This is a genomic window from Actinomadura sp. NPDC048955 (assembly GCF_040649435.1).
Classification (GTDB): domain Bacteria; phylum Actinomycetota; class Actinomycetes; order Streptosporangiales; family Streptosporangiaceae; genus Spirillospora; species Spirillospora luteofluorescens.
Map to the genome: position 1 here is coordinate 86,320 of NZ_JBEZJI010000005.1, position 25,854 is coordinate 112,173.

Sequence of the window (25,854 nt, forward strand, 5' to 3'; positions counted from 1 at the left end):
CGCGCCGCACTTCGCGACCGGATGCGCAGTTCACGGAAAGGTAGTGGGACACCCCCGGTTGATCTAGACGCGCCTACACCCTCGTTTGTTGGGACGAGACGGATGTACCGGTCACCGGGACGCCGGGGGCCGGGCAGGGGCGGGGCCGGGATGATGAGGGTTCATGAACGAGCTGACGATCCCGGAACTGGTGGCGCGGGCGGCGAACGAGTTTCCGGACGCGGAGGCGGTCGTGGACGGCGACGTCCGGATCACCTACGCCGAGCTGCGGGAACAGGTCCGCGAGGCGACGGGCGCGTTCGCGGGGGCCGGCATCGAGCCGGGGGACCGCATCGCCATCTGGGCGCCGAACGGCCTGCGCTGGATCGTCACCGTGCTCGGCGCGCTCGGCGCGGGCGCGACGCTCGTCCCGCTCAACACCCGCTACAAGGGCGACGAGGCGCGTTGGCCGCTCTCCAGGTCCGAGGCGAAGATCCTCTTCGTGGAGGACGGGTTCCTCGGCATCGACTACCCCGGCCTGCTCGGCGCGGACGGATCCGGCGTCCCCGGGCTGCCCGCGCTGCGGACGGTCGTCACGTTCAACGGCCCCGCGCGCCCGGGAGTGATCTCCTGGGACGACTTCACCGCCGCGGCCGTCTCCCCGGACGAGGCCGACGCGCGTGCGGCGGCCGTCCGTCCGGAGACCGTCGCCGACATCCTGTTCACGTCCGGAACCACCGGCAGGCCCAAGGGCGCCGTGGTCACGCACGAGCAGAACGTCCGCACCTACCGGGCGTGGGCGGGCCGCACCGGCGTCCGGGCCGGCGACCGCTACCTCATCGTGAACCCGATGTTCCACACGTTCGGTTACAAGGCCGGCGTGCTGGCCTGCGTGATCCAGGGCGCCACGATGGTGCTGCAGCGCACGTTCGACGTCCCGGAAACGCTGCGGCTGATCGAGCAGGAGAAGATCACCGTCCTGCCGGGGCCGCCGACCATCTACACCGCGCTGCTGCACGCCCCCGGCCGGGACGAGCACGACCTGTCGAGCCTCCGGCTCGCCGTGACCGGTGCGGGGGACGTGCCCGTCGCGCTGGTGCGGCGCATCAAGGACGAGCTGTTCCCGCAGGTGGTGACCGCGTACGGGCTGACCGAATCGTCCGGGACGGTCACGGCCTGCTCGGTGGACGACGACGACGAGACCATTGCCACCACGTCCGGCAGGCCCATCGCCGACGTCGAGGTCGCGATCGTCGACGGCGACGGCGAGCGGGTCCCGCCCGGGACCGACGGCGCGATCCTCGTGCGCGGCTACAACGTCATGAGGGGCTACCTGGACGACCCGGAGGCGACCGCCGAGGCGGTCCGCGACGGCTGGCTCGACACCGGCGACCGCGGGCGCCTCGACGAGCGCGGCAACCTCACCATCACCGGGCGCACCAAGGAGATGTTCGTCGTCGGCGGGTTCAACGTCTACCCGGCCGAGGTCGAGAACGCCCTCGCCCGCCACGACGCCGTCGCCGAGTCTGGCGTCGTCGGCGTCCCGGACGCGCGCATGGGCGAGGTGGGGCGCGCCTACGTCCGGCTCCGCCCCGGCCGGACGGCCACGCAGGACGAGCTGGTCGCGCACTGCCGGGAGCGGCTCGCGAACTTCAAGGTCCCCCGGGAGGTCGTCTTCGTGGACGACCTCCCGAAGACCGCGTCCGGCAAGATCTGGCGCGTGAAGCTCAAGGAGCGCCTCTAGAGGGCGGCGACGACCCGCGCCCTGTGCTCGGACACGGTGCCCCACGCCGAGTACAGGGCCCGCGCCTTGCGGATCCACAGCGAAGGGTCGTACTCGTCGGTGTAGCCGATCGCGCCGTGCACCTGGAGCGCGGTCTTGGCCATCCCGTAGGCCGCCTCGGACGCGGCGACCTTCGCGGCGGACACGTCCCGCGCGAAGTCGGGCGTCCCGTACGCCAGCGCCGCCCCGTACACCAGAGGCCGGGCGAACTCCAGCTCGACCAGCGCGCTCGCCAGATGGTGCTTGATCGCCTGGTACTCGCCGATCGGGCGGCCGAACTGCTGCCGCGTCCTGGCGTACTCGACCGACACCTCCAGCAGCGCCTGCCCGAGCCCCACCTGCTGCGCCGCGCACAGCAGCACGCCGAAGTCGGTGAAGCCCGCCGCCTCCGGGACGCGGAACAGCCGCCGCGCCGGGTCGAGCGACGTCACGGGCTCCCCGGTCGCCTCGCGCTCGACGCCGTCGGCGGTGAGCACCAGGTCGGCGACGTCGGCGTCCAGCGCGTGCGGGACGGCGAGCGTCACGACCGCCTCGCCCTCGGCGATGCGCGGCAGCCACGGCGACTCGCCCAGCAGCACCGCGGCGGCGAGCGTCTCCACGTAGGGGCCCGGCGCGGCGGCCCGCCCCAGCTCCTCCGCGGCGACGGCCAGCTCCACCGGCAGCAGCCCGGCGCCGCCCGCCTCCTCCGGGACGGCCACCGCGAACGCGCCGGCCTCGGCGACCGCCGACCACAGCGCGCGGCCCGGCCCGGCGTCCCCGGCCGCCCAGGCGCGGGCCGCCTCGGCGGTGCCGGGGCCGCCCAGCAGTTTGCGCAGCGTCTCGCCGAACATCCGCTGCTCGGCGGAGAGAACGAACTTCACCGGGACCCCCTCGGCAGGCCGAGCAGCCGCTCGGCGATCACGTTGCGCTGGATCTCGTTGGTGCCCGCGTAGATCGGCCCGGCCAGCGAGAACACGTAGTTCTCCAGCCACTCCGACTCCAGCTCGCCGTCCGGGCCGAGCAGGTCGAGCGCGGTCTCGTGCAGCGCCACGTCCAGTTCCGACCAGAACACCTTGTTCAGGCTCGACTCCGCGCCGATGTCGTCGTCCCGCGAGACCGTCTCGAACCCCTTGAGCCGGTAGGCCCGCGCCCTGATCCAGGCGTCCGCGACGCGGTCCCGCAGCGCGTCGCCGGAGGCGTCCGCGCGCTCCTTCCACAGCTCGACGAGCCGCTCGGCCGCCGCGGTGAAGCGCCCGGGGCTGCGCAGCGTGAGGCCGCGCTCGTTCCCGGCGGTGGCCATCGCGACCCGCCAGCCGTCCCCGGGCGCGCCGATGACGTCCTCGTCGGGCACGAAGACCTTGTCGAGGAACAGCTCGGCGAACGCGGGCTTGCCGTCCAGCCGCCCGATCGGGCGGACCGTCACGCCCTCGGCGTCCAGCGGGAACATCAGGTAGGTGAGGCCCTTGTGGCGGGACGACTCCGGATCGGAACGGAACAGCCCGAACCCCCGGTCGGCGAACGCGGCCCGCGAGCTCCACGTCTTCTGCCCGTCCAGCAGCCAGCCGCCGTCGGTGCGGGTCGCCGTCGCCCGCAGGGCCGCCAGGTCGCTGCCCGCGCCCGGCTCCGACCACGCCTGCGCCCAGATCACCTCGCCCGCCGCCATCGGCGGCAGGATCCGCGCGAGCTGCTCGGGCGTCCCGTGCTTGAGCAGCGTCGGCGCCAGCAGGTTGATGCCGTTCTGGCTCACCCGTCCCGGCGCGCCCGCCGCGTAGTACTCCTCCTCGAAGACGAGCCACCGCAGCACCGACGCGCCGCGCCCGCCGTACTCCTCCGGCCACGACACCACGCCCAGCCGCGCCGCCCCGAGCGTGCGCTCCCACTCCCGGTGCGCGGCGAAGCCCTCCCCGGTCTCCAGCGACGGGAGGGGCCGCGCCGGGACGTGCTCGCGCAGCCACGCCCGCACCTCGCCGCGGAACTCCTCGTCCGCCGCCCCGAACTCAAGATCCATGCGACCCTCTTTCTAACAACTGTTTGGTAGAGTATCGGCCCCCCGGCACCCCCGCCTCCCCCTCCCGCCCAGTGAGATCCCCCGCGGCCGGAGACCCCCCCGGGAGGCCGCCGCTCGGCGGTGCGCGCCGGCCGTTCGGCGCGTCCCCGGCGCCGCTCTCCGCATCTGCCGGGAATGTTCTGTCGTGGGGCTCGCGAGCCGCCTTACCTTCGGGCCGTCCGGCAGGAGACCCACGCGGTGAGGACGGTCAGACATGCAGCCCAGAAGATGGCTTTTCGCGGTCGCCTCGGCGGCGTCGGCGGGAGCGGCGGCCGTGGCGTTCGCGGCCTCGGCGCCCGCCCAGGCGCAGGACGCGCCACGCGCCGGAGAGGCCACGGCCTGCACGGACGGGACCACGGTGCGGACCGACAAGGGCCCGGTGTGCGGGACGGCGGGGAACGGCGTCAGATCCTGGCTCGGTGTCCCCTACGCGGCGCCGCCCGGGGGAGACCTGAGGTGGGCACCGACGGCGCCTCCCGCGGGGTGGACGTCCACCCTGGAGGCGACGCGGCGCGGCAGTGCCTGCCCGCAGCCGCCCGGCCTCGGACCCGGCTCGACCAGCGAGGACTGCCTCAAGCTCGACATCACCGCCCCCGAGAAGACCGACGGGAAGCCCCTGCCGGTGATGGTGGAGCTGCACGGCGGCGGGTTCCGGCTCGGGTCGCCGTCCGACGGGACGCACCTCGTCAAGGAGGGAGGCGTCATCAACGTCGGCGTGCACTACCGGCTCGGCATCTTCGGGTTCATGGCGCACGAGGGGTTCGGGAGGCACGCGGGCAACTACGCGCTGCGGGACCAGCAGGCCGCCCTGCGGTGGGTCCAGCGCAACATCGCGCGCTTCGGCGGCGACCCCCGCAACGTGACGATCTACGGCGCGTCCGCCGGAGGATCGAGCGTCTGCGCCAACACCGCGTCCCCGGCCGCGAAGGGCCTGTTCCAGAAGGGCATCGCGCAGAGCGGCGAGTACAACTCGCTGCTCGGCGCGGACGTCCAATGGCAGGCGCAGGACTGCAAGGCCAAGCTGCCCAGTGAGGAGGAAGCCCAGAAGGCCGGTGAGCGGTTCGCCGCCGCGCTCGGCTGCAAGGACGCCGCGTGCCTGCGCGCGCTGCCCGTCGACGCGCTGCTCAAGCAGGCCGGCAACGGCATCGGGCCGGACGCCGGGACGCAGGGCCCGGTCGTGGACGGCGAGATCCTCCCGATGTCCCCCGGCCGGGCGTTCGCCGAGGGGAAGGTCAACAAGGTCGCGCTGATGCACGGCGTCGACCGGGACGAGGTCCAGCTCCCGTCCGCCGACACCCCGGAGAAGTACCGGGAGAACGTCCGGCGGCAGTACGGGCCGCTCGCGAGCCGCATCATGGAGCTGTACCCGCTGGAGCGCTTCCCGGCGCCGTCCGCGTTCATCGCGTACCGGACGATCGTCGCCGACTCCAACTCCGTGTGCCCGGCGCTCCTCAACGACGAGCGGCTGGCCGAGCACATCCCCGTGTTCGCCTACCAGACCGACAACGCCGACGCCCCGCCCATGTTCTTCCTGGACCCGACGAAACCGAACGGCTCCTACCACGTGAGCGAGAGCCCGTTCCTGTCGCCGTTCCCCGGCGGCGCCGAGCTCACCGCGAACCAGAAGGCGTTCGGCGCGCAGCTCACCGCCCAGTGGACGGGTTTCGCCCGCACCGGGAACCCCACCGTGGACGGCACGCCGTACTGGCCGCGCTTCACCCGGCACGACCCGGCCGTCCTGTCGCTCGTCCCGGCCGGGGACAGCCAGGTCACCCACGAGATCGCGGAGCAGCACCACTGCGGCTTCTGGAACCGGCACGCCCCCTTCCGGGAGATCGGCGCCGCCGGCTGACCGCCTTGACGCCCGATGCCACGACCTGTGCCCGACGTGCCAGATGTCCCACCCCGCCCTTGATCATCGATCGGCCCCGCGGTTTCCATGTGCGCATGCACGCCACAGTGGTCGTCCTGGTGGTCGACGCCTGCGGGCGGCGGGAGGCCGCCGACGAGGTGATCCCGGTCGGGGTGGGGCGCGCGGTCCGGTTCGTCCGGCGGTCGGACGTCCGGTACGCCGAGGCCCACGGCGACTACGCCCGGCTCTACACGGGCGCGGGCAGCCACCTCGTCCGGGTCTCGCTCGCCGCGCTGGAGGAGGCGTGGCGGGACGCCGGATTCGTCCGCATCCACCGGTCGCATCTGGTCGCCCTCGCCCACGTCGAGGAGATGGTCGTCGAGTCGGGGCGGTGCACGCTCCGTCTCGGCGACGCGCGGCTGACCGTCAGCCGCCGCAACGCCGGCGCCCTGCGCGACCGGCTCGTCCGGGGCACCCTCCCCGGAACCAGAATTCCGTGAAGGAGAACCGATGCGTCACAGAAGACGGGCGGCGGCCCTCACCGCCGCCGCATGCCTGGTCGCCGGCGCGACCGTCGCCCCCGGCCCGCCCGCGTCCGGACGGCCCGTGCGCGGCGACTGGCCGACCTGGCAGCAGAACCCGAACGGCACCCGGTACAACCCGGCGGAACGCGAGATCACGCCCGCGAACGTCGGCGGGCTCAAGCTGAAGTGGGCCTTCGGCTTCCCCAAGCAGACCGGCGCCCCGCACAGCCAGCCCGCCGTGGTCGGGCGCACCGTCTACTTCGGCGGCCCGGACGGCCGCTTCCGCGCCCGCGACGCCCGCACGGGCGCGGCCAGATGGGAGTTCGACCTCGGCGCCGTCGGGACGGGTTTCGCCCAGGTGCGCGACGGCGCCGCCGTCTCCCACGGCCAGGTGTTCTTCGGCGACACGCGCGGCTACATGTACGCGCTGGAACAGGAAACCGGCAAGCTCCTCTGGGCGAAACGGATCGACGACCACGTCAGCGCCACCGTCACCAGTTCCCCCATCGTCTACCAGGGCCGTGTCTACGTCGGGGTTTCCAGCGGCGAGAACCTTATGGGCAAGGAACACCCCTGCTGCACCTTCCGCGGCCACGTCGACGCTTTGGACACCGACACGGGAGAACTCGACTGGCGCTTCTACACCGTCCCGGAGCCGCGCCAGGACGGAACCTGGCCGAACGGGGTACCGCGCTACACACCGTCTGGCGCGGGCGTGTGGAGCACCCCGTCCATCGACCCCGCGACGGGCACCCTCTACGTCGGCACAGGACAGAACTACAGCGGCAGCGGAGGGCACTTCGACTCCGTCCTCGCCCTGGACGCCAGGACCGGGAAACCGCGCTGGACCCGCAAGATGACCGACGTCGACACCTGGCGCCGCGAGTGCAACAGCCCGTCCCCCGAAGACCAGCAGTACTGCCCCAACCTCCCCGACGGCACTGCCCTGGACTTCGACCTCGGCGCCGCGCCCAGCCTGTTCACCGTGCACGGGCGCCGCCTCATCGGCATCGGCCAGAAACTCGGCGTCTACCACGTCCTGGACGCCCGCACGGGGGAGATCGTCTGGCAGCGCCAGCTGTCCACGCCGATGCCGGGCGGCGGCCTGAGCGGCATCCAGTGGGGTGCCAGCTACGACGGGCAGCGCCTCTACGTCGCCACCTACATGGCCGACCCGGGCACGCTGTTCGCGCTGGACCCGTCCAACGGCCACGTCATCTGGAAGACGCCGAACCCCGCGGACGGCTGCACCACGGGCGGCGCGGCCCAGTACCCGAAGGTCTGCCGCCTCGGCCACCCGCCCGCCGTGACCACCACGCCCGGCCTCGTCTGGGAAGGCGGCATGGACGGCAAGATGCGCGCCTACTCGTCCCGCACCGGCGAGGTCCTGTGGAGCTTCGACACCATCGCCGACCTCCCGACCGTCGACGGCGGCACCGCCCGCGGCGGCTCCCTCTCCGGCGGAGGCGGCGCCGTCGTCTCGCACGGCATGGTCTACGTCCTGACCGGCGACATGTTCACGCCCTACCCGAACGACAAGGGCTACGCCCTCCTGGCGTTCAGCCGCTGACGCGGGCGACGCCGCAGAAGGCGTCCACCTCGGGCGGCTCGTCGAACGGGGACGGCTCGGGACGCCACCGCGACACCGGCACGACCCCCGGCTCCAGCAGTTCCAGGCCGTCGAAGAACCCGGCGATGCGCTCGGGGGAGCGGAGGTTGTAGGCGACGCCGCCCGCCTCGACATAGCGGGCGATCGCGCGGGCGCGGGCGGTGTCGTCGGCACCGTCCGCCCCCGGCGTCCCGAAGACGTTGCTGCCGTCGTTGACGACCACATGACTGCCCGGCGCGAGGGACGCCACCAGCCGGGCGAGAACGCCCTCCGGGTCCTCCTCGTCGGTCAGGTGACCGAGGATCCCGAGAAGCAGCAGAACCACCGGCCGGTCGAAGTCGAGCGTCTCGGCGGCCTTGCCCAGGATCGCGTCCGGCTCGCGGATGTCGGCGTCGATGTAGGACGTGACGCCCTCGGGCGCCGAGGTCAGCAGCGCCCGCGCATGCGTGAGCACGAGCGGATCATTGTCCACGTACACCACCCGCGCGTCGGGCGCGATCCGCTGCGCGACCTCGTGCGTGTTGTCGACGGTGGGCAGCCCGGTGCCGATGTCAAGGAACTGCCGCATCCCGGCCTCGCCCGCCAGATACCGGACGGCGCGCCCGAGAAAGGCCCGCGAATGCCGGGCGATGTCCACCTGACCGGGAAAGATCGCAAGAAACTCGTCCCCCACCTCCTGGTCGATGGGGTAGTTGTCCTTCCCGCCCAACCAGTGATTCCAGATCCGCGCCGAATGCGGAACGGACGAGTCGATCCGCGGATGCTCGGTCATCGGAACCCTCCAGAGGACGGGGGAGAACGTCGCGGCCGCACAGGATCCTATTGCTGTCCTTGTCCGGTGATACAACAGCGACCGTCACCGCCCTGAGGAGCCTTCACCGTGGATGCCGCCGGCAGCTCTCACGCGTCGCTGCGTGAGCAGATCGTTGATCAGCACGAGTTGCTCGCGGCAACGGAGGCGTTCACCTTCTTCCTGGAGCGCATCGACGCGCCCGAGACCGACCTGGCCCGCGAATGGGACGCCTACCTGGCCCACCGGGACGAGACGCGGACCCGGGCGCGGGAGCGCGGGCGGACCGCCCTCGAACGGTTCGACCGGCAGCTCGCCTCGCTGCCGATCGGCGAGGCGCAGCAGGCCATCGCCACCGACCCCGCGTTCTGGCACCCGGGCACCGCCGCGGCCCAGGAACAGCGCGTCCTGCTCAACGAGCCCGACGTGGAGCAGCGCCTCCTCGCCGCCATCTTCGGTGAGCGGCTCGACGAGCCGGGCGCCTCGCATCGCGACCGGGCGCGCCGGCGTCTCGAACGGGCGCGGCTGGCGGCCGAAGAGCGCGACCACGAGCGGTGGAGGGCGGACCTGCCCCCTGATGAGCGGGACGCTCACCCCGCGAGGGGCAACCCCTCCCGATACGCCTACGCGCACGCTCCGCGCCTCGACGTCAGTTGCCCGCCTGAGCGCAGCGTCGAGGGGGCCATCCGCTCCAAGACCGGCATCGGCAAGGGGCCGATCCCTCAGGAGGCGCTCGACGCGGTGGACGGGTTGAGCCTGACGCTGCACCGCCCTGCCGACCTGACGCCGCTCGGGCAGTTGCGCAACCTGAGCTGGTTGTCGGTGCACTCGACCGTCTCGCTCGACCTGGAGACGCTCGCCTCGACCCTGCGCCCGGCCCGGGCACTGCGCGACCTGACGATCGACGCCCCGGTCAGCGACATCACGCCGCTCGCCCGGCTCACGCAATTGCGGAACCTGAAACTGGAGCACACCCGCGTCACCGATATCGGACCGGTGGCCGACCTGACGCAACTGGCCGACCTTTCCGTCTGCGACGGCCCCCTGTCGGACCTCACCCCGCTGTCCGGGCTGCGCCTGGGCCGCCTGTTCGTCTACCGGACGCGGGTGAGCGACCTGTCGCCGCTGGCGGGAATGCCGACACTGATGGTGCTCGGCCTGGTCGGCTGCCCGGTCCGGGACCTGGAGGTCGTCACCACGCTGCCCGCGCTGCACTTCGTCAACCTGCGCCGGACCCCGATCACGGACCTCGGCGACCTGCCCGAAAGGGCGCCCGAGGTCACGTTCGAGGGCGTGAACGAACACGCCGGCGAGGAGGCCGGCGCCGAAGCGACCGCGGTGGTAGCGGCCGGTGCGGGCGCGCCGGCGGAACCCGTCCCGGATGCCCTGGCAACTGACCTGCTCACCGAGTTCCGTACCGTCGGCGACGACCATGCCCGGCGAGGACGGCTCGAACGGGCGATGCTGGCCGGCCGGCGCCTCGATCTCGTCCAAGAGGTCTTGGGCGGTCATTTCCAGAGCGCGCGTTCGACCGCGGTGGGGCTGCTCCTGTCGGGCGCCGCCGGGGATGTCCCGTTCCCGGACAACCCGTGGGGCATCCCACCCGGCGCCGGCCTGACTCAGGCGCTGCGTCAGGTGTGGGCGCCGGTCGCCGGATTCGCCCCCCGGTTCGTCCGGACCGTCCACGATCGGACCCTGGGCCTCGCCCTGTTGATCGACGAGAACGGCACGCACGCCCTCGGCTATTTCACCTGGCGGTCAGGCGGGGACGTCGACGCGCCGGACGATCTCGACCGGTTCGCCGACCCGGCACGTGATCTCTACCTGTCTGTCGTGGTCGGCTCCGCTCCCCATGCCGCCGACCCGACCGCCGTCGTGCCGCGCCTGGCCGGACCGGTTCCCCGGCCGATCCGTGACTTCTGGGCGATCCATCACGGCATGGACACCGGCTTCGACTGCATCGGCGGCGACCTCGCCTGCAACACCCTGGAGTTCTTCGCCGACGACGGGTGGAGTGCGGTGGCCGAACGCCTCGACGGACTCCCCCCGGACCGGTTCGTCCACGCCGTCGGCAACGGTAACTACGACACGTACGTGCTCGACCTGGACATGCTCGACAGCGCGGGCAACCCCACCGTCGCGCACTGGGCCTTCAAGGAGTGGGAGGTCGGTGGCCACACACAGTACTGGGAGTGGCTCGACGGCACCGGCACCGACCTGATCTTCGGCTCCTGACGGCGGACACCGCGCGTCAGTCCCGGGGCAGGGTGCCGGAGCCGGATAATGAGGAGAGGATCGGCGGCTTTGCGGGAGGTGCGGATGGTCAGCGAGAACACGGCCAGGCTGGCGGTGCTCATCGACGCCGACAACGCGCAGCCCGCGATCGTCGAGGCTCTGCTGGCCGAGGTCGCGAAGTACGGGACCGCGCACGTCAAGCGGGCCTACGGCGACTGGACGGGCACCAGCCTGCGGGGCTGGAAGGAGCAGCTGCTCGACCAGTCGATCCAGCCGATCCAGCAGTTCGCCTACACCAAGGGCAAGAACGCGACCGACGCGGCGATGGTCATCGACGCGATGGACCTGCTGTACTCCGACCGCTTCGACGGGTTCTGCCTCGTCTCCAGCGACAGCGACTTCACCCGCCTGGCCGCCCGCATCCGCGAGTCCGGCCTCACCGTGTACGGCTTCGGCGAGCGCAAGACGCCCAAGCCCTTCGTGGCGGCGTGCGACAAGTTCATCTACATCGAGAACCTGCTGTACGAGAGCCCGACCACCCCGGCCGCCGAGACGCTCAAGCCGGCGCCCCCCACCCCGGCGGCCAAGCTGAAGCAGGACACCGCGCTCGTCAACCTTCTCCGCAACGCCGTGGAGGCGGCCTCTGACGAGGACGGGTGGGCCGCCCTGGGGTCCGTCGGCCAGATCATCACCAAGCAGCGCCCCGAGTTCGACTCCCGCAACTACGGCTACGCGAAGCTCAACGCGCTGATCGCCGCGACGACGCTGTTCGACCTGGACCGCCAAGGCTCGGGTGACGGCAAGGCGCACATCATCTACGTCCGCGACAAGCGTTACCAGGACAAGAAGCCGTCCTAGCCTCAGCGGCGGGCGCTCGTCGTGAAGACGCCGATGCCGTTGGCCACCGCGCGTTCCGAGCCGTCCGAAGGGGTGTTGCGGACGGTCACGGCCGGTTCGCCGGGGGAGCGTGCGACGAGGGTGGACGAGCCGCCGCCGTCGAGGTTCACGGCGTCGTCGGCACCGGCCCTGTCCAGCAGGGACGCCAGCTCGGCGACGGTCACCCCGCCGCTCTGCTCGGACCGCCCGTCCACCACCACGAGGTAGAAGTGGCGGCCGTCGCGGCTCACCCCGGCGGCCGTGCGCGGCGCCGGGCCGGTGGCGCTCAGGCCGTCCAGCGGGCCGCCGTTCCGCAGGACGGGGAAGCCGCCGACCGCGAACCGGAAGCGGACCGGCCCGGTGAAGCGGTAGGAGACCCGCACCCGGTCGCCGGGCTTGAGGCGGCGCAGCGCGTCGGCGCCCCTCTCCCGCCCGACCAGCACGGTCGTGTCGGACGGGATCGCGCCGCCGCCGACCGTGCCGGAGATCCCCGTCACCACGCCGCGCCGCACGGTCACCTCGGCGGTCTCCGTGCTGCACGGGTCGCTGCGCTTCTGGTCCGTCCCGCACACCGCGCGCTGCCGCGACACGTCACCCCATTCGGGACCGAACGCGCCGACGCCGCCGACCGGGAGCGCGTACTGGTTGAGGCCGCGCAGGGCGATGGTCGTCTTCCCGGAGCGGACGGTGCCGGTCAGGCGCAGGCGCGCCACGTGCCCGCGCCGGTCGGCGCCGACGCCGATGACGTCCTCGGCGGACGTGCCGGGCGGCAGCGCGGGGCCGAACCGCTGCCCGTCCGGGACGGCGCCCTTGAGCGGTCGGCCGCCGTCCACCTCCGGCCCGGACGACGACCCCGTGGGCACGACCCCGGCATGGGTCTCGCTGATGTTGAAGAAGTCGCCGTTGACCCCGGCCAGGGCGTGCTGCGCGTCCGCCATCGCCGACACCGTGCGGCGAGCGGCGACCACGGGCGGGCGCAGGAGCCCGACCCCGGCCCGGCGCAGGTCGACGTCCACCAGCTCACCGGCGACCCGGCCGCCGGACCCGGACGTCTCGAAGGTCCGGAAGGTCGCCCCGGACGCGAGCGTCTCCGAGGAGGTGTACCGCACGTCCCCGACCTCGGCCGAGACCCGGGCCCGCGCCCCCGCCGCGTCGGCCCGCTCACCCGACCCCGCCCCGTCGGCCCCCGGCGGCGGCACGTCCGCCCGCGCCGGCACCCACCCGACCCCCACCGCCACGATCGCCGCCGTTCCCACGGCCGCCCACCTGCGCACCATCCGCCCGCCCTTCCACCCGGCTCCTCTGCTTTTCGATCATGACGCGCGCCGGGTGAAAGGCAAAGGAGCCGGAGGTTGACACCCGAAGAAGATCACGCGACGCGCCCGGCCGGGCGGTCAGCCGAAGGTGGGGAGGCCGTAGCGGTCCTGGTCGGAGGGGCGCGGGGCCTCGGGGCCGTCGCGGCCGAGGCGGAGCATGCGGCAGACGCGCACCGTGCGGAACTCGCGGCCCCGGACGTGGAACACGTGGCCCGGCGTCGCCCGGATGCCGTCGGCGATCCTGGTCCACTCGGCGAGTTCGGCGTCCGACGGGGGGTCGCCCTGGAACTCGCGGAGCCGGGGCATCAGGTCGGTGAAGTGGCGCGCCAGCCGGTCGCGGGCCTCGTCGGGGTCGTCGCCGCCGGTGAGCGGGGCCCAGGCCTCGCCGTCGACCTCCACGGCGATGAAGGTGGGAGGGAGCAGCACGACCCCCGGGTGCGTGCGGGCGGCGTGCCGCGCCTCCGTGCGGATCATGTCGGGCACCGTGCCGGCCACCGGCAGCCGCCCGACGAGGTTCAGCCGGAGCTGCGCCTCCCACTGGCCGCACGGCGCCGGCGGGGCGAGCAGGTGGTCGCGCAGCAGGGCGTCGGCGGTGAGGTCGGCGTCGGTGGACCGGGGCGGCTCCATCACCCGGTCGCCGAGCAGGATGAACTTCTCCACCCGGACGACGCGGTAGCGGCGGTCGCCGATCTCCCACTCGTCCTTGGCGAGCTGCTCGCCCTCCTCCGGGTCGAGCCGCGCGGCCGCCGCGAGCATCGCCCGGGCGGTGGGGGGATCGGTCTCCCGCGCGGCGGCGGTGCGCAGGTCGATCGCGAGGTTGAAGCGTGCGCTGGCCGGGCCGTCCGCGCCCAGCGACCCGATCCGCCATTCTTTCCCGTATTGCACCGCATGGCCGAATTCTGGGGATCCTGCGGGAAAGAGCTTGGGATACTGCCGAATCCGCTCACCGAGTTCCCGGTCTCGGACGTCCGCGACCGGGTCCAGCCGGGCCACCACGTTGATGTGATCGTACCCGTGCATCAGCGGGAAGGTCATGCCCGCATCTTGGCCGGATGCGGCACCGCCCGCACGGCTTTTCCCGTATTCGAACGCCGGGAAGATTCGAGCTTGATGGTATTTGCGGAGTTTTATTCGACGGGCTATTCGGTAAGGGCGATAACGACTTTCACATTGTCCGGATGGGGGTGAGGCGTCCGTGAAACGGTCCAGCGGGATGCGGTGGGAGATCAGTCGGCCGAGCCGGTCCAGGTCCCCGGCGGGATTTCCGGTGGGCCGTCCGGCACGGCGGCACGGGAGCCGCCGCCGTGCCGGACGGCGGTCTTACGAAGCGGGTCAAGGACTGCTGCAGGCGAGGGCCGGGGCCGCCTGGTTCCCGCTCGGGGCGCTGACGGTGAAACCGAACGAGGCGGACGCGCCCGGTGCGAGGCCGGCGTTCCAGCCGACCGGCTTCACCGTGACGACGTTGCCGCTCGTGCTCGGCGTCCCGTTCCACAGGCCGCTGATCTGCTGGCCCGAGCCCATCGTCAGGACGGCCGTCCACGAACTGACCGCACTGGCACCCGCCTTGATGGTCACCTGGCCGTTGAAGCCCGTGTCCCACTGCGCGGTGCGCGCGTAGGAGCAGGTGACGGTGCCCGGATCTCCTGGGTCGCCCGGGTCGCTTGGGTCAGTGCCGCCCAGGGCTTCGAGGGACGCGTTGTAAGCGGCCTTCTTGCCGTAGTTGTCGTCGAACAGCAGCGCGGCGCCCTGGCCGGGGAACACGTCGGGCACCCACGAGTACTTGTCGGTGACTCCCCAGACGGTGATGACGGTGCAGCGCGACACGGCGAGACACGCGGAGACGACCTTCTTGTAGTCGTTCGCCTGGGTGGCGAGCTTGGAGCCGTCGGCGGGCGTGGACATGCGGACGTCCAGCTCGGTGATGTGCACGTCCACGCCCAGGTCGGCGAAGCGCTGCATGTTGGCCTGCATGTCGGACGGGACGTTCCCCAGCGTCAGGTGCGCCTGGAGGCCCACGCAGTCGATCGGGACGCCGCGCGCCTTGAAGTCCTTGACCAGGGCGTAGACGGCGTCGCTCTTGGAGTTCCGGCCGTCGATGTTGAAGTCGTTGTAGCAGAGCTCGGCGGCGGGGTCGGCCGCGCGCGCCGCCCGGAACGCCTCCTCGATGTAGCCGTCGCCGATGACGCGCTGGAACACCGAGTCGCGCCGCACGCCGGAACCGTCCTGGAAGGCCTCGTTGACGACGTCCCAGTAAGCGATCTTGCCCGCGAAGTGGCCGGCCTCCTTCGCGATGTGGCCGCGCATGGCGCTCAGCAGGTCGTCCCGCGAGGAGATGCCGCCGACCCAGCCCGGGAGCTGGTTGTGCCACACGAGGGTGTGCCCCCGGATCTTCATGCCCTGGGCCTGGGCATGGGCGACGAGCTGGTCGGACGGACCGAAGTTGAACGCGTCGCGGGACGGCTCCGTGGTGTCCCACTTCATCTCGTTCTCGGGCGTGAGCTGGTTGAACTCGCGGTCGAGCGTGGAGGCGTACGCCGCCTCGCCCATGTGGGACTGGGCGGCGGCGGCCCCGAAGACCCGGCCCTCGGCCGCGGCGGCCTCCTTGAGCGTGCCCGGGGCGGCCGCCGCGGGGAGCGCGACGGCCACCAGCGCCGCCAGGAGCAGTGCGCCCGCGCCGAGCAGCGCGATGAGTGCTCTCCTCATGGTCTCGTTCTCCTTGGGGTGGGGGAGAGGCCTTCGAAAAGTTTCGACGTTCTTTCGACGGTCGACTGGAAAGTAACCCCAGGGCTCCCTGGCGTCAACGGCCTTTCCTTGCTTTTCAGAGGTCAGTGCCGCTGACCTGCGATCGGAGTCGAGATCATTGGTCGAAAGATTTCGATCCTGCTCGCGCGAGGTGGGCTTCCCGCCCGCCACTCTCCCGCCGGGCCGATCGGTATCGCGTCTGGAGGCCGCCGTTCGAAAATGGGCGAGAAAAGGGAGCCGGAGACCATTGAAAGAATGATCGATAGGGCATCTCTCCAAGAGAGGGAGAAACGGAATCCAATCGCCGGCCGGTCGTTTTCTCCTGCCCGGGAAACAGTGGATCGCGGCGCCCCGGCGGGGCGCCGCGGCGGAAGGGAGATCGATGGACTCTCCGGCAGTGCCGCGCGCCGACCTCGTGCTGGAGGGCGGCGGCGTGAAGGGCATCGCGCTGGTCGGCGCGATCGCCGAGACGCAGGCGCGGGGGTACCGGCTCGGCGCGCCGGCCCGGGTCGCCGGGACGTCCGCGGGCGCGATCGTCGGATCGCTGCTGGCGGCCGGGATGCCGGTCCCCGACATGGTCGCGCTCATGCGCGAGCTCGACTACCGGTCGTTCCAGGACGGCTCGCGCTTCGCCGTCGTCCGCGGTCTGTCCCTGCTCACCACGCTCGGGCTGCACAAGGGCGACGCCCTGCACCGGTGGATAGCGGCGCGCCTGAAGGAATGCGGGGTCGAGACGTTCGGGCAGCTGAAACTGCGCGATCCCGATTCGGCGCTGCCGCCGGGCCGCGCCTACAAACTCGTCGTCGTGGTCTCCGACATCAGCAGCGGCCGAATGGTCCGCCTTCCGTGGGACTACGAACGGTACGGCCTGGACCCCGACGAGCAGTCCGTCGCGGACGCGGTGCGCGCCTCGGCGTCCATTCCGGTGTTCTTCCGGCCGTGCCGCGTCTGCCGGAAAGACGGCCGCGCATGCGTCCAGGTGGACGGCGGGATGCTGTCCAACTACCCGATCACCATCTTCGACCGCGATGACCGCGAGCCTCGCTGGCCGACGTTCGGGGTGAAACTGTCGGCGCGTCCTCTGCCCGGGGGCGTCTTCCCGCGGTGGCGCGCCGTTCGCGGCCCCGTCGGCTACGGGCGCGCGCTCGTCACGACGATGGCGGAGGCGCACGACCGGGAGCAGATGGACGAGCCGGCCCTCGTGGCCCGCACGATGTTCGCCTGCACCGACGGCGTCCTCGCGACCGACTTCGACATCGACGCGGCGACCCGCGACCGCCTCTACGCGGCGGGCCGCGAGGCGGCGGCCCGCTTCCTCGACGGCTGGGATCACCGCGCCTACCTGGCACGTCACCGGACGCCCCGGCCCCGCCCCCTCGCGAGCCCGGCCGCCGACTGAGGCACGCCGTTTGTCGAATCTACGTACTTACGTAATAGTGGAGGCGTGACAGAGGAGACGCTGGCGGAACGCGTCGCGCGCCTGGAGGAGCGCGTCGCCGCGCTGGAAGGGCCCGGCACCGAACGCCCGGAACCGGCCGGCGCGTTCTGGGCTCTGGACGCCCTGAAAGAGCGGGCAGACGAGCCCGGCGCGGTGCTGTTCACCGGCTCGGTGACGCTCCCGTCCGGCGAGCACTACGAATGGCAGCAGGGGCACCCGGCCGCCGACCTGATGGCGGACGACTGGTCGCAGAGCGCCGAGACGCTCTCGGCGCTCGCGCACCCCGTCCGGCTGCTGCTGCTCCGGGAGATCATGCGGGGCGCCCGCACCACCGCCGAGCTGGCCGCCCACGAGAGCCTCGGCACGACGGGCCAGCTCTACCACCATCTGCGCCAGCTGGTCGCGGCCGGCTGGCTGCGCACCACCGGACGCGGGCGCTACAGCGTCCCCGGCGAACGGGTGGTGCCGATTCTGACCGTGCTGGCGGCCACCCGCCGCTGACCGACCCGACGGAGGGGCGATGCTCAGGACACTCGCACGATTCAGGACACTGTTCATCCTGCTCGGCCTGCTACTGGCCCTCACCGTGTCCCTGCACGGCCTCGACGCGCTCTGGTGGCTGGGGATGGCCCTCGTCGTGGCGGGGTTCGTGCTGTTCTTCGTGCGCAGCGGCCCCTCGGACGCGGCACCGGTCGCCCTGCGCAGCCCGGTCGAAGGACGCTGGGTGCCCGTCAACAGCCCCGCCGACAAGGTGCCCAGCCACGGAACCCACGAGCTGGGCCAGACCTACGCGATCGACCTGGTCCACGTCCCGGACGGCGAATGGAGCGCCACGCGGAGCTGGCCCCTCGCGGCACGCCCGGACACGTTCCCCTCGTTCGGGCGGGACGTCCTCGCACCGGCCGACGGCGTCGTCGTCCAGGCGAGCGGATGGCAGCGCGACCACTGGAGCCGGAACTCCTGGCCCGGCGTCCTCTACTTGATGGTCGAGGGGATGGTGTTCCGCCAGCTGCTGTCACTGCTGACGCTGTCGGCGGGACGGTTCGTCGTCGGCAACTCCGTCACCCTCGACCTCGGCGACGGCACGTACGCGGTCTTCGCCCACCTGCGCCGCGGCTCGACGCGCGTCTCCAAGGGCGACCGGGTCCGGGCCGGGGACGTCCTCGGCGAGGTCGGCAACTCCGGCAACTCCTCCGAGCCGCACCTGCACTTCCACCTCATGGACCGCCCGCGCCCGCTGGCCGCCGCAGGCCTCCCGTTCGCCTTCCCCTACGAGAGCGGCGGCGAGGCCCGGACCGGCGTCCCCGGCGGGCGCCGTCCCTTCACCACCACGGCCGGGGTGCCGGCCCGCTGAGCCGGCGCCGCCCGGGTCAGAGCGTGGCGGCCAGCTCGTCGAGGGCGGTGGTGAGCACGTCCACGCCCTTCAGGAACTCGGCGATCTCGATGTGCTCCTCGTCGGAGTGGTCCAGCGAGCTGTCGCCCGGCCCGTACGTCGCCATGGGAACGTCCCAGTGCGGCGCGACGGTGTTCATGTCGGAGGTGCCCGTCTTGAGGGTCGGCCGGGGCGTCCCGCCGTGCCGCCGGATCGCGGCCGACACGGCCCGCACCACCGGGTCGGCCCGCCCCCGGCGCACCGCCGGGACATGCCGGACGATCGTGACCTCCCCGCCGTTCGCGCGGTCGCGCAGCCGCGCGGCCAGGGCCTGCGCGTCGTACCCGGGCGGGACGCGGCAGTCGACGTCGAGCCGCGCCTCGGTGAGGTCGCCGTGGACGCCGCGCAGCGTGGCGGCGGGCAGCCCGAACGCGCCGTGGTCGCGCTCGGGGCCGAGCGCCTCCAGCAGGTCGTGCCAGAACGCCACCGCGACCTCGGTGGCCTTGGCCGCGGGGTTGGTGGAGTGCGTCGCGGCGCGGGCCACCCGGTACTCGACGTCGATCTTGCCTTTGTAGCCGAGCACCACCCGCGACCAGCCGCTCGGCTCCCCGACCAGCAGCGCGTCCGGCGCGGGGACGGTGCGCGCCAGGTGCTCCCCGCCCCGCGACAGCCGCTCCTCCTCGACCGCGCCCACCACCCGCAGCGTGCCGGGGAACGAGGGCCGGGCCGCCGCCGCGCTGATCATCGCGGCGAGCGGCCCCTTGGCGTCCGCGGCGCCCCGGCCGACGAGGCGGCCGCCCTCGCGGCGCGCGGGCAGCGGCCGGTCGACGGTGTCGAGATGGCTGAGCAGCATCACCACGGGCCCCCGCCCGGTGCCGATGTCGCCGATCACGTTCCCGGCCTCGTCGCGTCCCGCGGCCATGCCGAGGTCGTTCATGACCTTCTCCAGGTACCGCGCCAGCTCGTCCTCCCGCCCGGACGGGGAGGGGATCGACAGCATCGCGTGCAGCAGTTCGACGGGGCCGCTCATATGATCTCCAGTGTCGTGCCGGCGCCGGACAGGGCCGCGGTGACCGGGCGGGGGATCCGCCCGTCGCCGATCGACACCCGGGGGACGCCCGCGAGCAGGGCCTCGCGGGAGGCGATGAGCTTGCGGTGCATGCCGCCGCTCGCCGCGTGGGGGACGGGGCCCTCGCGCGGGAGCGGGCAGCGGTCCAGCAGGGAGTCCTCGTCGGACGCGTCGCGCAGCACGCCCGGCGCCGCGGTCAGCAGGACCAGCCGCTCGGCGCGCAGGGCGCCCGCGACCGCCGCCGCGACCCGGTCGGCGTCCACGTTCACCGGGGTGCCGTCCTCGCCCAGCGCGGGCGGCGACACCACCGGGACGAACCCGGCGCCGACCAGTACGTTCAGCACACGGGGCCGGACGTCGGTGAGCCGCCCGCTGTGGTCGTCCCGGACGATGACGGTGCGGCCGTCGCGCACGGTGCGCTGCGCGGTCTTGCGCCGCGCCCGCAGCAGGCCGCCGTCCAGCCCCGTCAGGCCCACGGCCGGGACGCCGTGCGCGGCCAGGGCGCGCAGCAGCCGCGGCTTGACCCGCCCGGCGAGCGCCAGCGTGAGGACCTCCAGCATGGCCGGGTCGGTGTGCCGGCTGGTCACGCCGCTCGGCGAGACGAGGGTGCGGGCGGGCACGCCGAGGTCCCCGGCGAGCCGGTCGACGTCGGCGGCGCCACCGTGCACGAGGACGGCCCGGCCCGCGAGCCCGGCGAGGTCGGCGCACACCGTCTCGGCGGGCACCGTACCGCCGCACTTCACCACGACGATTCCCCTCGAACCGGCCCCCATCAGACCGGGTGCAGGCCGGGGAACCCCAGGCCGAGGGTCTCGGGCTGGCCGGTGCGGATGTTCAGGCACTGCACCGCGGCGCCCGCCCCGCCCTTCACCAGGTTGTCCAGCGCGGCGATCGCGGTGACGCGGTCGCCGTCCACGGCGAAACCGACGTCGCAGTAGTTGGACCCGGACAGCAGCTTCGGATCGGGGAGCCGGTGCGTCCCCGTGCGGTGCGCGACGATCCGGACGAACGGCTCGCTGGCGTAACGCTCGCGGTAGGCGCGGCGGACGGCCTTCTCATCGACGGGCCCCGAGCCGGTGGCATGGCAGACGACCTGCACCCCGCGCACGGCCTCGACCCCGGTGGCGGTCATCCTGGCGTTGAGCCCGGTCAGCCGCGCCACCTCCGCTTCGTGGCGGTGCCGCACCGGGGCGAACACCCGCAGCGCGCCGCTGCGTTCGGCGTGCAGGTTGGCGTCTCCGGCGAGCGCGCCCGACCCGCTCGACCCGGTGCGCGCGTCGATCTGCACGTCCGGGCCGATCAGCCCGGTCAGCGGGTGCAGCGCGAGGATCGCCGCCGCGGCCATGCACCCGGGCACGCTGATGAGGTCCGCCTCGGCCAGCTCCGCGCGGAACAGCTCGGGGACGCCGGGGACGAACGCGCCGAGCAGTTCGGGCGCGGTGTGCGGGACGCCGTAGTACCGCTCGTAGACGGCGGGGTCGGGGTCGCGGAAGTCGCCCGACAGGTCGATGACCGTCTTGGCCCGTGCCCTCATCTCGGGCAGCAGGCCCATGGTGGCCTTGTGCGGGGTCGCCATGAGCAGCACGTCGCAGGCGTCGAGGTCGTCCGGGGCGCTGAACAGCAGGTCGGTCTGGGCCCGCAGGTTGGGGTGGACGGAGTCCACACGGCGCCCGGGGAACCGGGTCGAGACCGCGTGCGCGACCTCCGTCCCCGGATGGCCGATGAGCAGCCGCAGCAGCTCGCCGCCGAGATATCCGGCGGCGCCGACGACACCGGCCCGGATCACGCCGCCTCCAGCACGTGGGAGACGATCGCGTCCGCGACGTCCAGGTCCTCGCCGTGCGCGTCCTGGAACCCGCGGAACTCGACGTTGTGGTTGACCTCCAGGACGAGCGGCCCCTCGGGGCCCTCGATCAGGTCGACGCCCAGGATCCCGCCGCCCACGGCCCGCGCGGCCCGCAGGGCCGGCTCGACCAGTTCCGGGGTGAGCGGGCAGGGCTCGGAGCGCGCGCCCCGGGCGGCGTTGGTGCGCCAGCCGTCCGCGTAGCGGTACGTCGCGCCCACCACCGCGTCCCCGGCCACGATCACCCGGATGTCGCGTCCCGGCTTGTCGACGAGTTCCTGCAGGTAGACGATGTGCTGGAGCGGTGAGGGCAGGGCGGCCCGGTGCTCCAGGACGGTCTGCGCCGCCTCCCGGTCGCGCACCGCCGCCGCGAGCCGCCCCCACGACCCCGTCAGCGGTTTGATCACCACGGGGAAGCCGAGCCGCTCGGCGGCCTCGGCGCCCTCGTCCGGGGTCAGCGCGACCGCCGTGCGCGGCGCGGGGACGCCGGCGCGCTCCAGCTCCAGCGAGGTGCGCAGCTTGTCGCCGCAGACGGCGATCACCTCCGACCGGTTGACCGCCGGCACCCCGCGCGCCTCCAGGATCATCGACGCGTAGAGGCCGCGGCTGTGGGAGATCTCCCGGTTCAGGGCGGCCGCGTAGCGCGGCCCGTCCGCGTCACGGCCCAGCTCGGCGCTGAACCGGCGGGTGTCCACGTGCGCGTACGGCACCCCCCGGCGCTCCAGCGCGGCGAAGATGCGCTTCTCCTCGTACCGCACCCGGGAGGCCAGCACGGCCACCGGCCTCACTCGCCCCAGTCCTCCTCGATCTCGGGGGCGAGCGCGAGGGCCACCGGGTCCAGGCCGACCACCTCCAGCTCGCTGGAGCAGTCGGCGCACTGCGCGATCTCGCTGAGCCGGACCGGCTCGGCGAGCTGGACCGGGCCCTCACACTCGGGACAGGTCTGGGTCATGCGTGCCACCTCCATGGGTTCCGCCGGTCAGGTTCAGCGCCGCGGCGAGGACGGCGCCCGCCGTGATGCCGTACCGGTCGAGCAGGTCCTCCTGGCCGCCCGCGCGCTCGGCGAACGTGTCGGGCATGCCGACCCGCGCCACCCGGGCCGGCGCGTGCTCGGCGAGGGTCTCGGCGACGGCGCCGCCGAGGCCGCCCGAGCGCCAGTGCTCCTCGACGGTGACGACGCCCGCGGTGCCCTCGGCCGCCGCGACCACGGCCGCGACGTCGAGCGGGCGCAGCGTGTGCAGGTTGAGGACGGCGGCCCGCACGCCCCGCTCGGCGAGCCGGTCGGCGGCGCGCACCGCGGCGAGCACCGGATGCGGCCCGCAGGCGACGATCGCCACGTCCCCGCCGCGCCGCAGCCACTGCGCCCGCCCGAGCTCGAACGGGCCGGCCCCGGGCGCCGCGCCGTCCAGGCCGGGGGTGGCGGAGCGGCCGAGCCGGACGTAGGCGGGGCCGGGCAGCGCCGCGCACTGCCGGACGGCCTCGCCCGCCTGCCCCGCGTCGCCCGGGACCACCACGGTGAAGCCGGGCAGCGCCCGCATCACGGCCAGGTCCTCCAGCGCGTGGTGGGTCGGGCCGAGGTGCCCGGCGGCCAGCCCGCCGTGGGTGGCGACGATGCGGACCGGCAGCGCGTTGTACGCGATGTCGATCTTGATGGCCTCCAGTGCCCGGGTCGCGGCGAAGGTCGCCATCGTCGTGACGAACGGGACGTTCCCGCTGGCGGCCAGGCCCGCGGCCGTCCCCATCAGGTTGTGCTCGGCGATGCCGAGGTTGAGGTAGCGGCCGGGGACCTCGGCGAAGGCGGCCGCCTCGAACAGCCCGGTGTCGCTGTCCAGGCAGTACATCCGGTCGTCGGCGCGCATCAGCTCCGGCAGCAGGTCGCGGTACACCTCCCGCGCGGAGCGCGGCCGGGCCGTCCCAGGGGCGGCCGTCACGAGCCGGCCCTCCTGTGCCGGGCCTGGAGCACGGCCAGGGACCGTTCGGCCTGGCGGCCGCTCAGCCTCGCGTAGTGGCTGCGCGTCTCCGCCTCCAGCGACGGCAGGCCGCGCCCCTTGACGGTGCGGGCGATGACCGCCACCGGAGGCCCGGTCCCGTTTCCGCCGGGAGTGAGCGCCTCGCGCAGCGCGCCGAAGTCGTGGCCGTCCACCTCGCGCACCGTCCAGCCGAAGCTGCGCCAGCGGTCCGCCAGCGGCTCCAGCCCGATCGCGTCCTCGGTGGGGCCGGTGATCTGGAGGCGGTTGCGGTCGACGACGGCCGTCAGGCTGCCGAGGCCGAGCGCGGCCGAGGCCATGGCCGCCTCCCAGACCGCGCCCTCCTGCAGCTCGCCGTCGCCGAGGACGGCGAAGCAGCGGCGGCCCCGGTCGGCGACGGCGAACCCGTTGGCGAGCGCGAGCCCGTGCCCGAGCGATCCGGTGGGCATCTCCACGCCGGGCACCGCGCGGACCGGATGGCCCATCAGCCTGCTGCCCGGCCGGGAGTACTCCGCCAGCTCCGCGACGGGGAAGAAGCCCCGCTCGGCGAGCACCGCGTACAGGCACATCGCGCCGTGCCCCTTGCTGAGGATGAAGATGTCACGGTCCAGCGCGGCGGGGCGGCGCGGATCGACCCGCATCACCTCGAAGTACAGGAGCGTGAGGATCTCCACCAGCGACATCGACCCGCCGAGGTGGCCGCCCTCCGGGCCGGCGCACATCCGCACGATGTGCTCGCGGACCCGGTGGGCGATCGCGGGCAGGTCCGCCTCCGGCGGGCCGGCCGGTGCCGCCGCGCCCATCAGCGCCCGCCGGGAAGGGAGGTGAGCACGAAATGGCCGGGCAGATGGACGGCGAGGCCCTCGCGGATCTCGGCCACGAGCGCGTCCCCGTCCAGCCGGATCGTGGAGGACCGGCGGTCCAGCAGCGTCGCGGCGGCGGTGAAGTCGCCGACCAGGGCCGTGCCCGCGGGCACCATGCGGGTCCTGCTGACCTTGACGCCCTGCACGGCGAGCCGTTCCAGGAACGCGCCGTCCTCCACGAGCGGCCACCAGTCGTCGGGGTGCATGACGATCCCGTCCGCGGACCCGCCGTACCACTCGCACAGCGCCGCCGTCGCCAGCAGCGTCCGGGCCGCCGACCCTCCGTCCGACGGGTCGGCGGGCCGTTCGCGCAGGCCCGGGACGCGCAGCAGGCCCTGGATCGGTCCCGTCCCGTTGAGCAGCACGTCGTTCTCCGCCGTGCCGAGCCGCACCAGCAGGCGGTAGTCGACGAACGCGGCGAGCGCGGCAGGATCGGCGAGGATCTCCTTGGGCACCGGCACCGAGGCCCGCACCACCTGCGTCCGGACGGTCGCCGAGCCCACCTCGAACTCCCACTCGGGAGCGGCGTCGTCCGGCGAGGTGTTCTCGGCCCGCTCGGTGAAGACGACGACCTCGTCGGCGTCCACGACGGCCTTGCGGAGCAGGTGCCGGACGGTGAGCCGGGGACGGCGCTTGGCCGGCGGGAACAGGTCGCTGATGGAGGCGCGCAACCCGACCGCCGCGTCCGGCCCGTACCGGGCGTGGGCGAGCGCGAACTCCTCGCCCGGGCTGCGCCGGGTCAGTTCGGGATCGTCCAGCAGCATGCGCACTTCGGACACGGGCACCTCCGGCATGGTCAGACCCCCAGGGAACGGCCGCCGTCGACGACCTGGACGGTGCCGGTCACGAAGCTCGCGCGGGCGCTCAGCAGGAACACCCCGGCCGCCGCGACCTCCTCCGGCCGCGCGACCCGGCCGAGCGGGATGCCCGCCTCCCGCGCGACGCGTGCGGTCTCGGCCTCGGGCTCGCCGGTGATGCCGGACAGCAGCGCGTCCGTCGCGGTGTAGCCGGGCGCGAGGACGTTGACGGTGACGTCCCCGGGGCCGAGTTCGTGCACGAGGGTCTTGGCGTAGCCGACCAGCCCGGTCCGCACGATCCCCGACAGCGCGAACGCGGGGATGAGGTCGCGGATCGTCTCGCTGGTGACCATCAGGACCCGGCCCCAGCCGGCGTCCCGCAGGTGCGGGAGCGCGGCCTGCACGAGCCCGATGTGGGAGACCATCGCGAGGTCGAGCGCGGCGCGGTAGTCGTCCGGGCCGAACGCCCCGGTCGGCCCGGCGGGCGGCCCGCCCGCGTTCGTGACCATGATGTGGACGGCGCCGTGCTCGGCGGCGGCGTCGTCCACCCACGCCCGCGCCGCCTCCGTGTCGCGCACGTCCAGCGGGCGGGTCCCGACCTCCGCGCCGAGGTCCGCGCGGATCGCGTCGCGGGCCTTGGCCAGCCGGCCGGGGTCGCGGCCCGCGATCGACACCGTGGCGCCCTCGCGCACCAGGTCGCGGGCGATCGCGAGCCCGATGCCCGCCGACCCGCCCGCGACCAGGGCCACCTTCCCGTTCAGTCCGAGGTCCAC

The 25,854-nt window shown here is 73.4% G+C and carries 24 protein-coding genes; 9 read left to right on the forward strand and 15 right to left on the reverse strand.

The window, feature by feature from the left end:
• The first annotated feature begins 163 nt into the window (after nucleotides 1–163).
• Entirely contained in the window at nucleotides 164–1,723 is a 1,560-nt protein-coding gene (locus tag AB0C84_RS07340; protein ID WP_361062205.1) for a FadD3 family acyl-CoA ligase, read from the forward strand.
• Here AB0C84_RS07340 and AB0C84_RS07345 read toward each other — a convergent pair.
• Both AB0C84_RS07345 and AB0C84_RS07350 read right to left on the reverse strand, forming a co-directional pair.
• Nucleotides 1,720–2,622 carry an acyl-CoA dehydrogenase family protein gene (locus AB0C84_RS07345; protein WP_361062208.1) on the reverse strand — a complete coding sequence of 301 codons (903 nt, stop codon included), beginning with the start codon at nucleotides 2,620–2,622 and terminating at the stop codon, nucleotides 1,720–1,722. The two genes, AB0C84_RS07340 and AB0C84_RS07345, sit on opposite strands and share 4 nt — an antisense overlap.
• Nucleotides 2,619–3,749 carry an acyl-CoA dehydrogenase family protein gene (locus tag AB0C84_RS07350; RefSeq protein WP_361062211.1) on the reverse strand — a complete coding sequence of 377 codons (1,131 nt, stop codon included), beginning with the start codon at nucleotides 3,747–3,749 and terminating at the stop codon, nucleotides 2,619–2,621. Before AB0C84_RS07350 ends, AB0C84_RS07345 begins: the two co-directional genes overlap by 4 nt.
• A gap of 253 nt (nucleotides 3,750–4,002) precedes the next feature.
• Between AB0C84_RS07350 and AB0C84_RS07355 the strand changes: the two genes are divergently transcribed.
• From AB0C84_RS07355 to AB0C84_RS07365, 3 genes are all read left to right on the forward strand, one after another.
• Nucleotides 4,003–5,640, forward strand: a complete 1,638-nt coding sequence (locus AB0C84_RS07355; RefSeq protein ID WP_361062214.1) for a carboxylesterase family protein — start codon at nucleotides 4,003–4,005, stop codon at nucleotides 5,638–5,640.
• Nucleotides 5,641–5,735: 95 nt separating this feature from the next.
• Nucleotides 5,736–6,140 carry a LytTR family DNA-binding domain-containing protein gene (locus AB0C84_RS07360; RefSeq protein ID WP_361062217.1) on the forward strand — a complete coding sequence of 135 codons (405 nt, stop codon included), beginning with the start codon at nucleotides 5,736–5,738 and terminating at the stop codon, nucleotides 6,138–6,140.
• A 10-nt stretch (nucleotides 6,141–6,150) separates the two neighbouring features.
• Entirely contained in the window at nucleotides 6,151–7,734 is a 1,584-nt protein-coding gene (locus AB0C84_RS07365) for a PQQ-binding-like beta-propeller repeat protein (protein ID WP_361062220.1), read from the forward strand.
• Here AB0C84_RS07365 and AB0C84_RS07370 read toward each other — a convergent pair.
• Nucleotides 7,724–8,545 (reverse strand): SAM-dependent methyltransferase, encoded by an 822-nt coding sequence (locus tag AB0C84_RS07370; RefSeq protein WP_361062223.1) that lies wholly within the window; start codon nucleotides 8,543–8,545, stop codon nucleotides 7,724–7,726. The genes AB0C84_RS07365 and AB0C84_RS07370 overlap by 11 nt on opposite strands.
• A gap of 108 nt (nucleotides 8,546–8,653) precedes the next feature.
• On the opposite strand from AB0C84_RS07370, the gene AB0C84_RS07375 reads away from it, so the two are divergent.
• Nucleotides 8,654–10,798: a hypothetical protein gene (locus tag AB0C84_RS07375; RefSeq protein WP_361062226.1), complete on the forward strand. Its 2,145-nt coding sequence runs from the start codon at nucleotides 8,654–8,656 to the stop codon at nucleotides 10,796–10,798.
• A gap of 84 nt (nucleotides 10,799–10,882) precedes the next feature.
• Nucleotides 10,883–11,656 carry an NYN domain-containing protein gene (locus AB0C84_RS07380; protein WP_361062229.1) on the forward strand — a complete coding sequence of 258 codons (774 nt, stop codon included), beginning with the start codon at nucleotides 10,883–10,885 and terminating at the stop codon, nucleotides 11,654–11,656.
• Between the two features lie 2 nt (nucleotides 11,657–11,658).
• On the opposite strand, the gene AB0C84_RS07385 is transcribed toward AB0C84_RS07380, so the two are convergent.
• The 3 genes from AB0C84_RS07385 to AB0C84_RS07395 form a co-directional block, all read right to left on the reverse strand.
• Complete coding sequence (locus AB0C84_RS07385) at nucleotides 11,659–12,951, reverse strand: phosphodiester glycosidase family protein (RefSeq protein WP_361062232.1); 1,293 nt, start codon at nucleotides 12,949–12,951, stop codon at nucleotides 11,659–11,661.
• Between the two features lie 117 nt (nucleotides 12,952–13,068).
• Nucleotides 13,069–14,025: a DUF5954 family protein gene (locus AB0C84_RS07390; RefSeq protein WP_361062235.1), complete on the reverse strand. Its 957-nt coding sequence runs from the start codon at nucleotides 14,023–14,025 to the stop codon at nucleotides 13,069–13,071.
• Nucleotides 14,026–14,322: 297 nt separating this feature from the next.
• Entirely contained in the window at nucleotides 14,323–15,693 is a 1,371-nt protein-coding gene (locus AB0C84_RS07395) for an endo-1,4-beta-xylanase (RefSeq protein WP_361062238.1), read from the reverse strand.
• Nucleotides 15,694–16,114: 421 nt separating this feature from the next.
• Between AB0C84_RS07395 and AB0C84_RS07400 the strand changes: the two genes are divergently transcribed.
• The 3 genes from AB0C84_RS07400 to AB0C84_RS07410 are packed head-to-tail and all read left to right on the forward strand — an operon-like array spanning nucleotide 16,115 to nucleotide 18,524.
• Complete coding sequence (locus AB0C84_RS07400) at nucleotides 16,115–17,131, forward strand: patatin-like phospholipase family protein (RefSeq protein ID WP_361062241.1); 1,017 nt, start codon at nucleotides 16,115–16,117, stop codon at nucleotides 17,129–17,131.
• Nucleotides 17,132–17,176: 45 nt separating this feature from the next.
• A complete protein-coding gene (locus AB0C84_RS07405) occupies nucleotides 17,177–17,671 on the forward strand; it encodes a helix-turn-helix domain-containing protein (protein WP_361062244.1) in 495 nt (164 codons plus the stop codon).
• Nucleotides 17,672–17,690: 19 nt separating this feature from the next.
• Complete coding sequence (locus AB0C84_RS07410) at nucleotides 17,691–18,524, forward strand: M23 family metallopeptidase (protein ID WP_361062247.1); 834 nt, start codon at nucleotides 17,691–17,693, stop codon at nucleotides 18,522–18,524.
• A gap of 16 nt (nucleotides 18,525–18,540) precedes the next feature.
• On the opposite strand, the gene AB0C84_RS07415 is transcribed toward AB0C84_RS07410, so the two are convergent.
• The 9 genes from AB0C84_RS07415 to AB0C84_RS07455 are packed head-to-tail and all read right to left on the reverse strand — an operon-like array spanning nucleotide 18,541 to nucleotide 25,854.
• Nucleotides 18,541–19,572 carry a M20/M25/M40 family metallo-hydrolase gene (locus AB0C84_RS07415; RefSeq protein WP_361062250.1) on the reverse strand — a complete coding sequence of 344 codons (1,032 nt, stop codon included), beginning with the start codon at nucleotides 19,570–19,572 and terminating at the stop codon, nucleotides 18,541–18,543.
• The gene (locus AB0C84_RS07420; RefSeq protein ID WP_361062253.1) at nucleotides 19,569–20,357 is read right to left on the reverse strand and encodes a [LysW]-aminoadipate kinase; all 789 of its coding nucleotides are present in this window, start codon (nucleotides 20,355–20,357) and stop codon (nucleotides 19,569–19,571) included. The genes AB0C84_RS07415 and AB0C84_RS07420 overlap by 4 nt, the downstream gene beginning before the upstream one ends.
• A gap of 26 nt (nucleotides 20,358–20,383) precedes the next feature.
• The gene (gene argC / locus AB0C84_RS07425) at nucleotides 20,384–21,397 is read right to left on the reverse strand and encodes an N-acetyl-gamma-glutamyl-phosphate reductase (RefSeq protein ID WP_361062256.1); all 1,014 of its coding nucleotides are present in this window, start codon (nucleotides 21,395–21,397) and stop codon (nucleotides 20,384–20,386) included.
• The gene (gene lysX, locus AB0C84_RS07430; protein WP_361062259.1) at nucleotides 21,394–22,242 is read right to left on the reverse strand and encodes a lysine biosynthesis protein LysX; all 849 of its coding nucleotides are present in this window, start codon (nucleotides 22,240–22,242) and stop codon (nucleotides 21,394–21,396) included. Before lysX ends, argC begins: the two co-directional genes overlap by 4 nt.
• Nucleotides 22,239–22,406: a lysine biosynthesis protein LysW gene (lysW, locus tag AB0C84_RS07435; RefSeq protein ID WP_258940458.1), complete on the reverse strand. Its 168-nt coding sequence runs from the start codon at nucleotides 22,404–22,406 to the stop codon at nucleotides 22,239–22,241. Before lysW ends, lysX begins: the two co-directional genes overlap by 4 nt.
• The gene (locus tag AB0C84_RS07440) at nucleotides 22,381–23,385 is read right to left on the reverse strand and encodes a transketolase C-terminal domain-containing protein (protein WP_361062263.1); all 1,005 of its coding nucleotides are present in this window, start codon (nucleotides 23,383–23,385) and stop codon (nucleotides 22,381–22,383) included. The genes lysW and AB0C84_RS07440 overlap by 26 nt, the downstream gene beginning before the upstream one ends.
• Nucleotides 23,382–24,224: a transketolase gene (locus AB0C84_RS07445; protein WP_361062266.1), complete on the reverse strand. Its 843-nt coding sequence runs from the start codon at nucleotides 24,222–24,224 to the stop codon at nucleotides 23,382–23,384. The genes AB0C84_RS07440 and AB0C84_RS07445 overlap by 4 nt, the downstream gene beginning before the upstream one ends.
• Entirely contained in the window at nucleotides 24,224–25,063 is an 840-nt protein-coding gene (locus AB0C84_RS07450; RefSeq protein WP_179846694.1) for a family 3 encapsulin nanocompartment shell protein, read from the reverse strand. Before AB0C84_RS07450 ends, AB0C84_RS07445 begins: the two co-directional genes overlap by 1 nt.
• 17 nt (nucleotides 25,064–25,080) lie before the next feature.
• A complete protein-coding gene (locus tag AB0C84_RS07455) occupies nucleotides 25,081–25,854 on the reverse strand; it encodes an SDR family oxidoreductase (protein ID WP_258940462.1) in 774 nt (257 codons plus the stop codon).

What these genes read in the sequence shown, in the direction of transcription:
- AB0C84_RS07410 (WP_361062247.1), top strand. Translation starts at nt 17,691, where the DNA reads ATGCTCAGGACACTCGCACGATTCAGGACACTGTTCATCCTGCTCGGC.
- AB0C84_RS07360 (WP_361062217.1), top strand. Translation starts at nt 5,736, where the DNA reads ATGCACGCCACAGTGGTCGTCCTGGTGGTCGACGCCTGCGGGCGGCGG.
- AB0C84_RS07415 (WP_361062250.1), bottom strand. Translation starts at nt 19,572, where the DNA reads ATGAGCGGCCCCGTCGAACTGCTGCACGCGATGCTGTCGATCCCCTCC.
- AB0C84_RS07350 (WP_361062211.1), bottom strand. Translation starts at nt 3,749, where the DNA reads ATGGATCTTGAGTTCGGGGCGGCGGACGAGGAGTTCCGCGGCGAGGTG.
- AB0C84_RS07400 (WP_361062241.1), top strand. Translation starts at nt 16,115, where the DNA reads ATGGACTCTCCGGCAGTGCCGCGCGCCGACCTCGTGCTGGAGGGCGGC.
- AB0C84_RS07380 (WP_361062229.1), top strand. Translation starts at nt 10,883, where the DNA reads ATGGTCAGCGAGAACACGGCCAGGCTGGCGGTGCTCATCGACGCCGAC.
- AB0C84_RS07370 (WP_361062223.1), bottom strand. Translation starts at nt 8,545, where the DNA reads ATGACCGAGCATCCGCGGATCGACTCGTCCGTTCCGCATTCGGCGCGG.
- AB0C84_RS07385 (WP_361062232.1), bottom strand. Translation starts at nt 12,951, where the DNA reads ATGGTGCGCAGGTGGGCGGCCGTGGGAACGGCGGCGATCGTGGCGGTG.
- AB0C84_RS07445 (WP_361062266.1), bottom strand. Translation starts at nt 24,224, where the DNA reads ATGGGCGCGGCGGCACCGGCCGGCCCGCCGGAGGCGGACCTGCCCGCG.
- AB0C84_RS07365 (WP_361062220.1), top strand. Translation starts at nt 6,151, where the DNA reads ATGCGTCACAGAAGACGGGCGGCGGCCCTCACCGCCGCCGCATGCCTG.
- lysW (WP_258940458.1), bottom strand. Translation starts at nt 22,406, where the DNA reads ATGACCCAGACCTGTCCCGAGTGTGAGGGCCCGGTCCAGCTCGCCGAG.
- AB0C84_RS07395 (WP_361062238.1), bottom strand. Translation starts at nt 15,693, where the DNA reads ATGAGGAGAGCACTCATCGCGCTGCTCGGCGCGGGCGCACTGCTCCTG.
- AB0C84_RS07355 (WP_361062214.1), top strand. Translation starts at nt 4,003, where the DNA reads ATGCAGCCCAGAAGATGGCTTTTCGCGGTCGCCTCGGCGGCGTCGGCG.
- AB0C84_RS07390 (WP_361062235.1), bottom strand. Translation starts at nt 14,025, where the DNA reads ATGACCTTCCCGCTGATGCACGGGTACGATCACATCAACGTGGTGGCC.
- AB0C84_RS07340 (WP_361062205.1), top strand. Translation starts at nt 164, where the DNA reads ATGAACGAGCTGACGATCCCGGAACTGGTGGCGCGGGCGGCGAACGAG.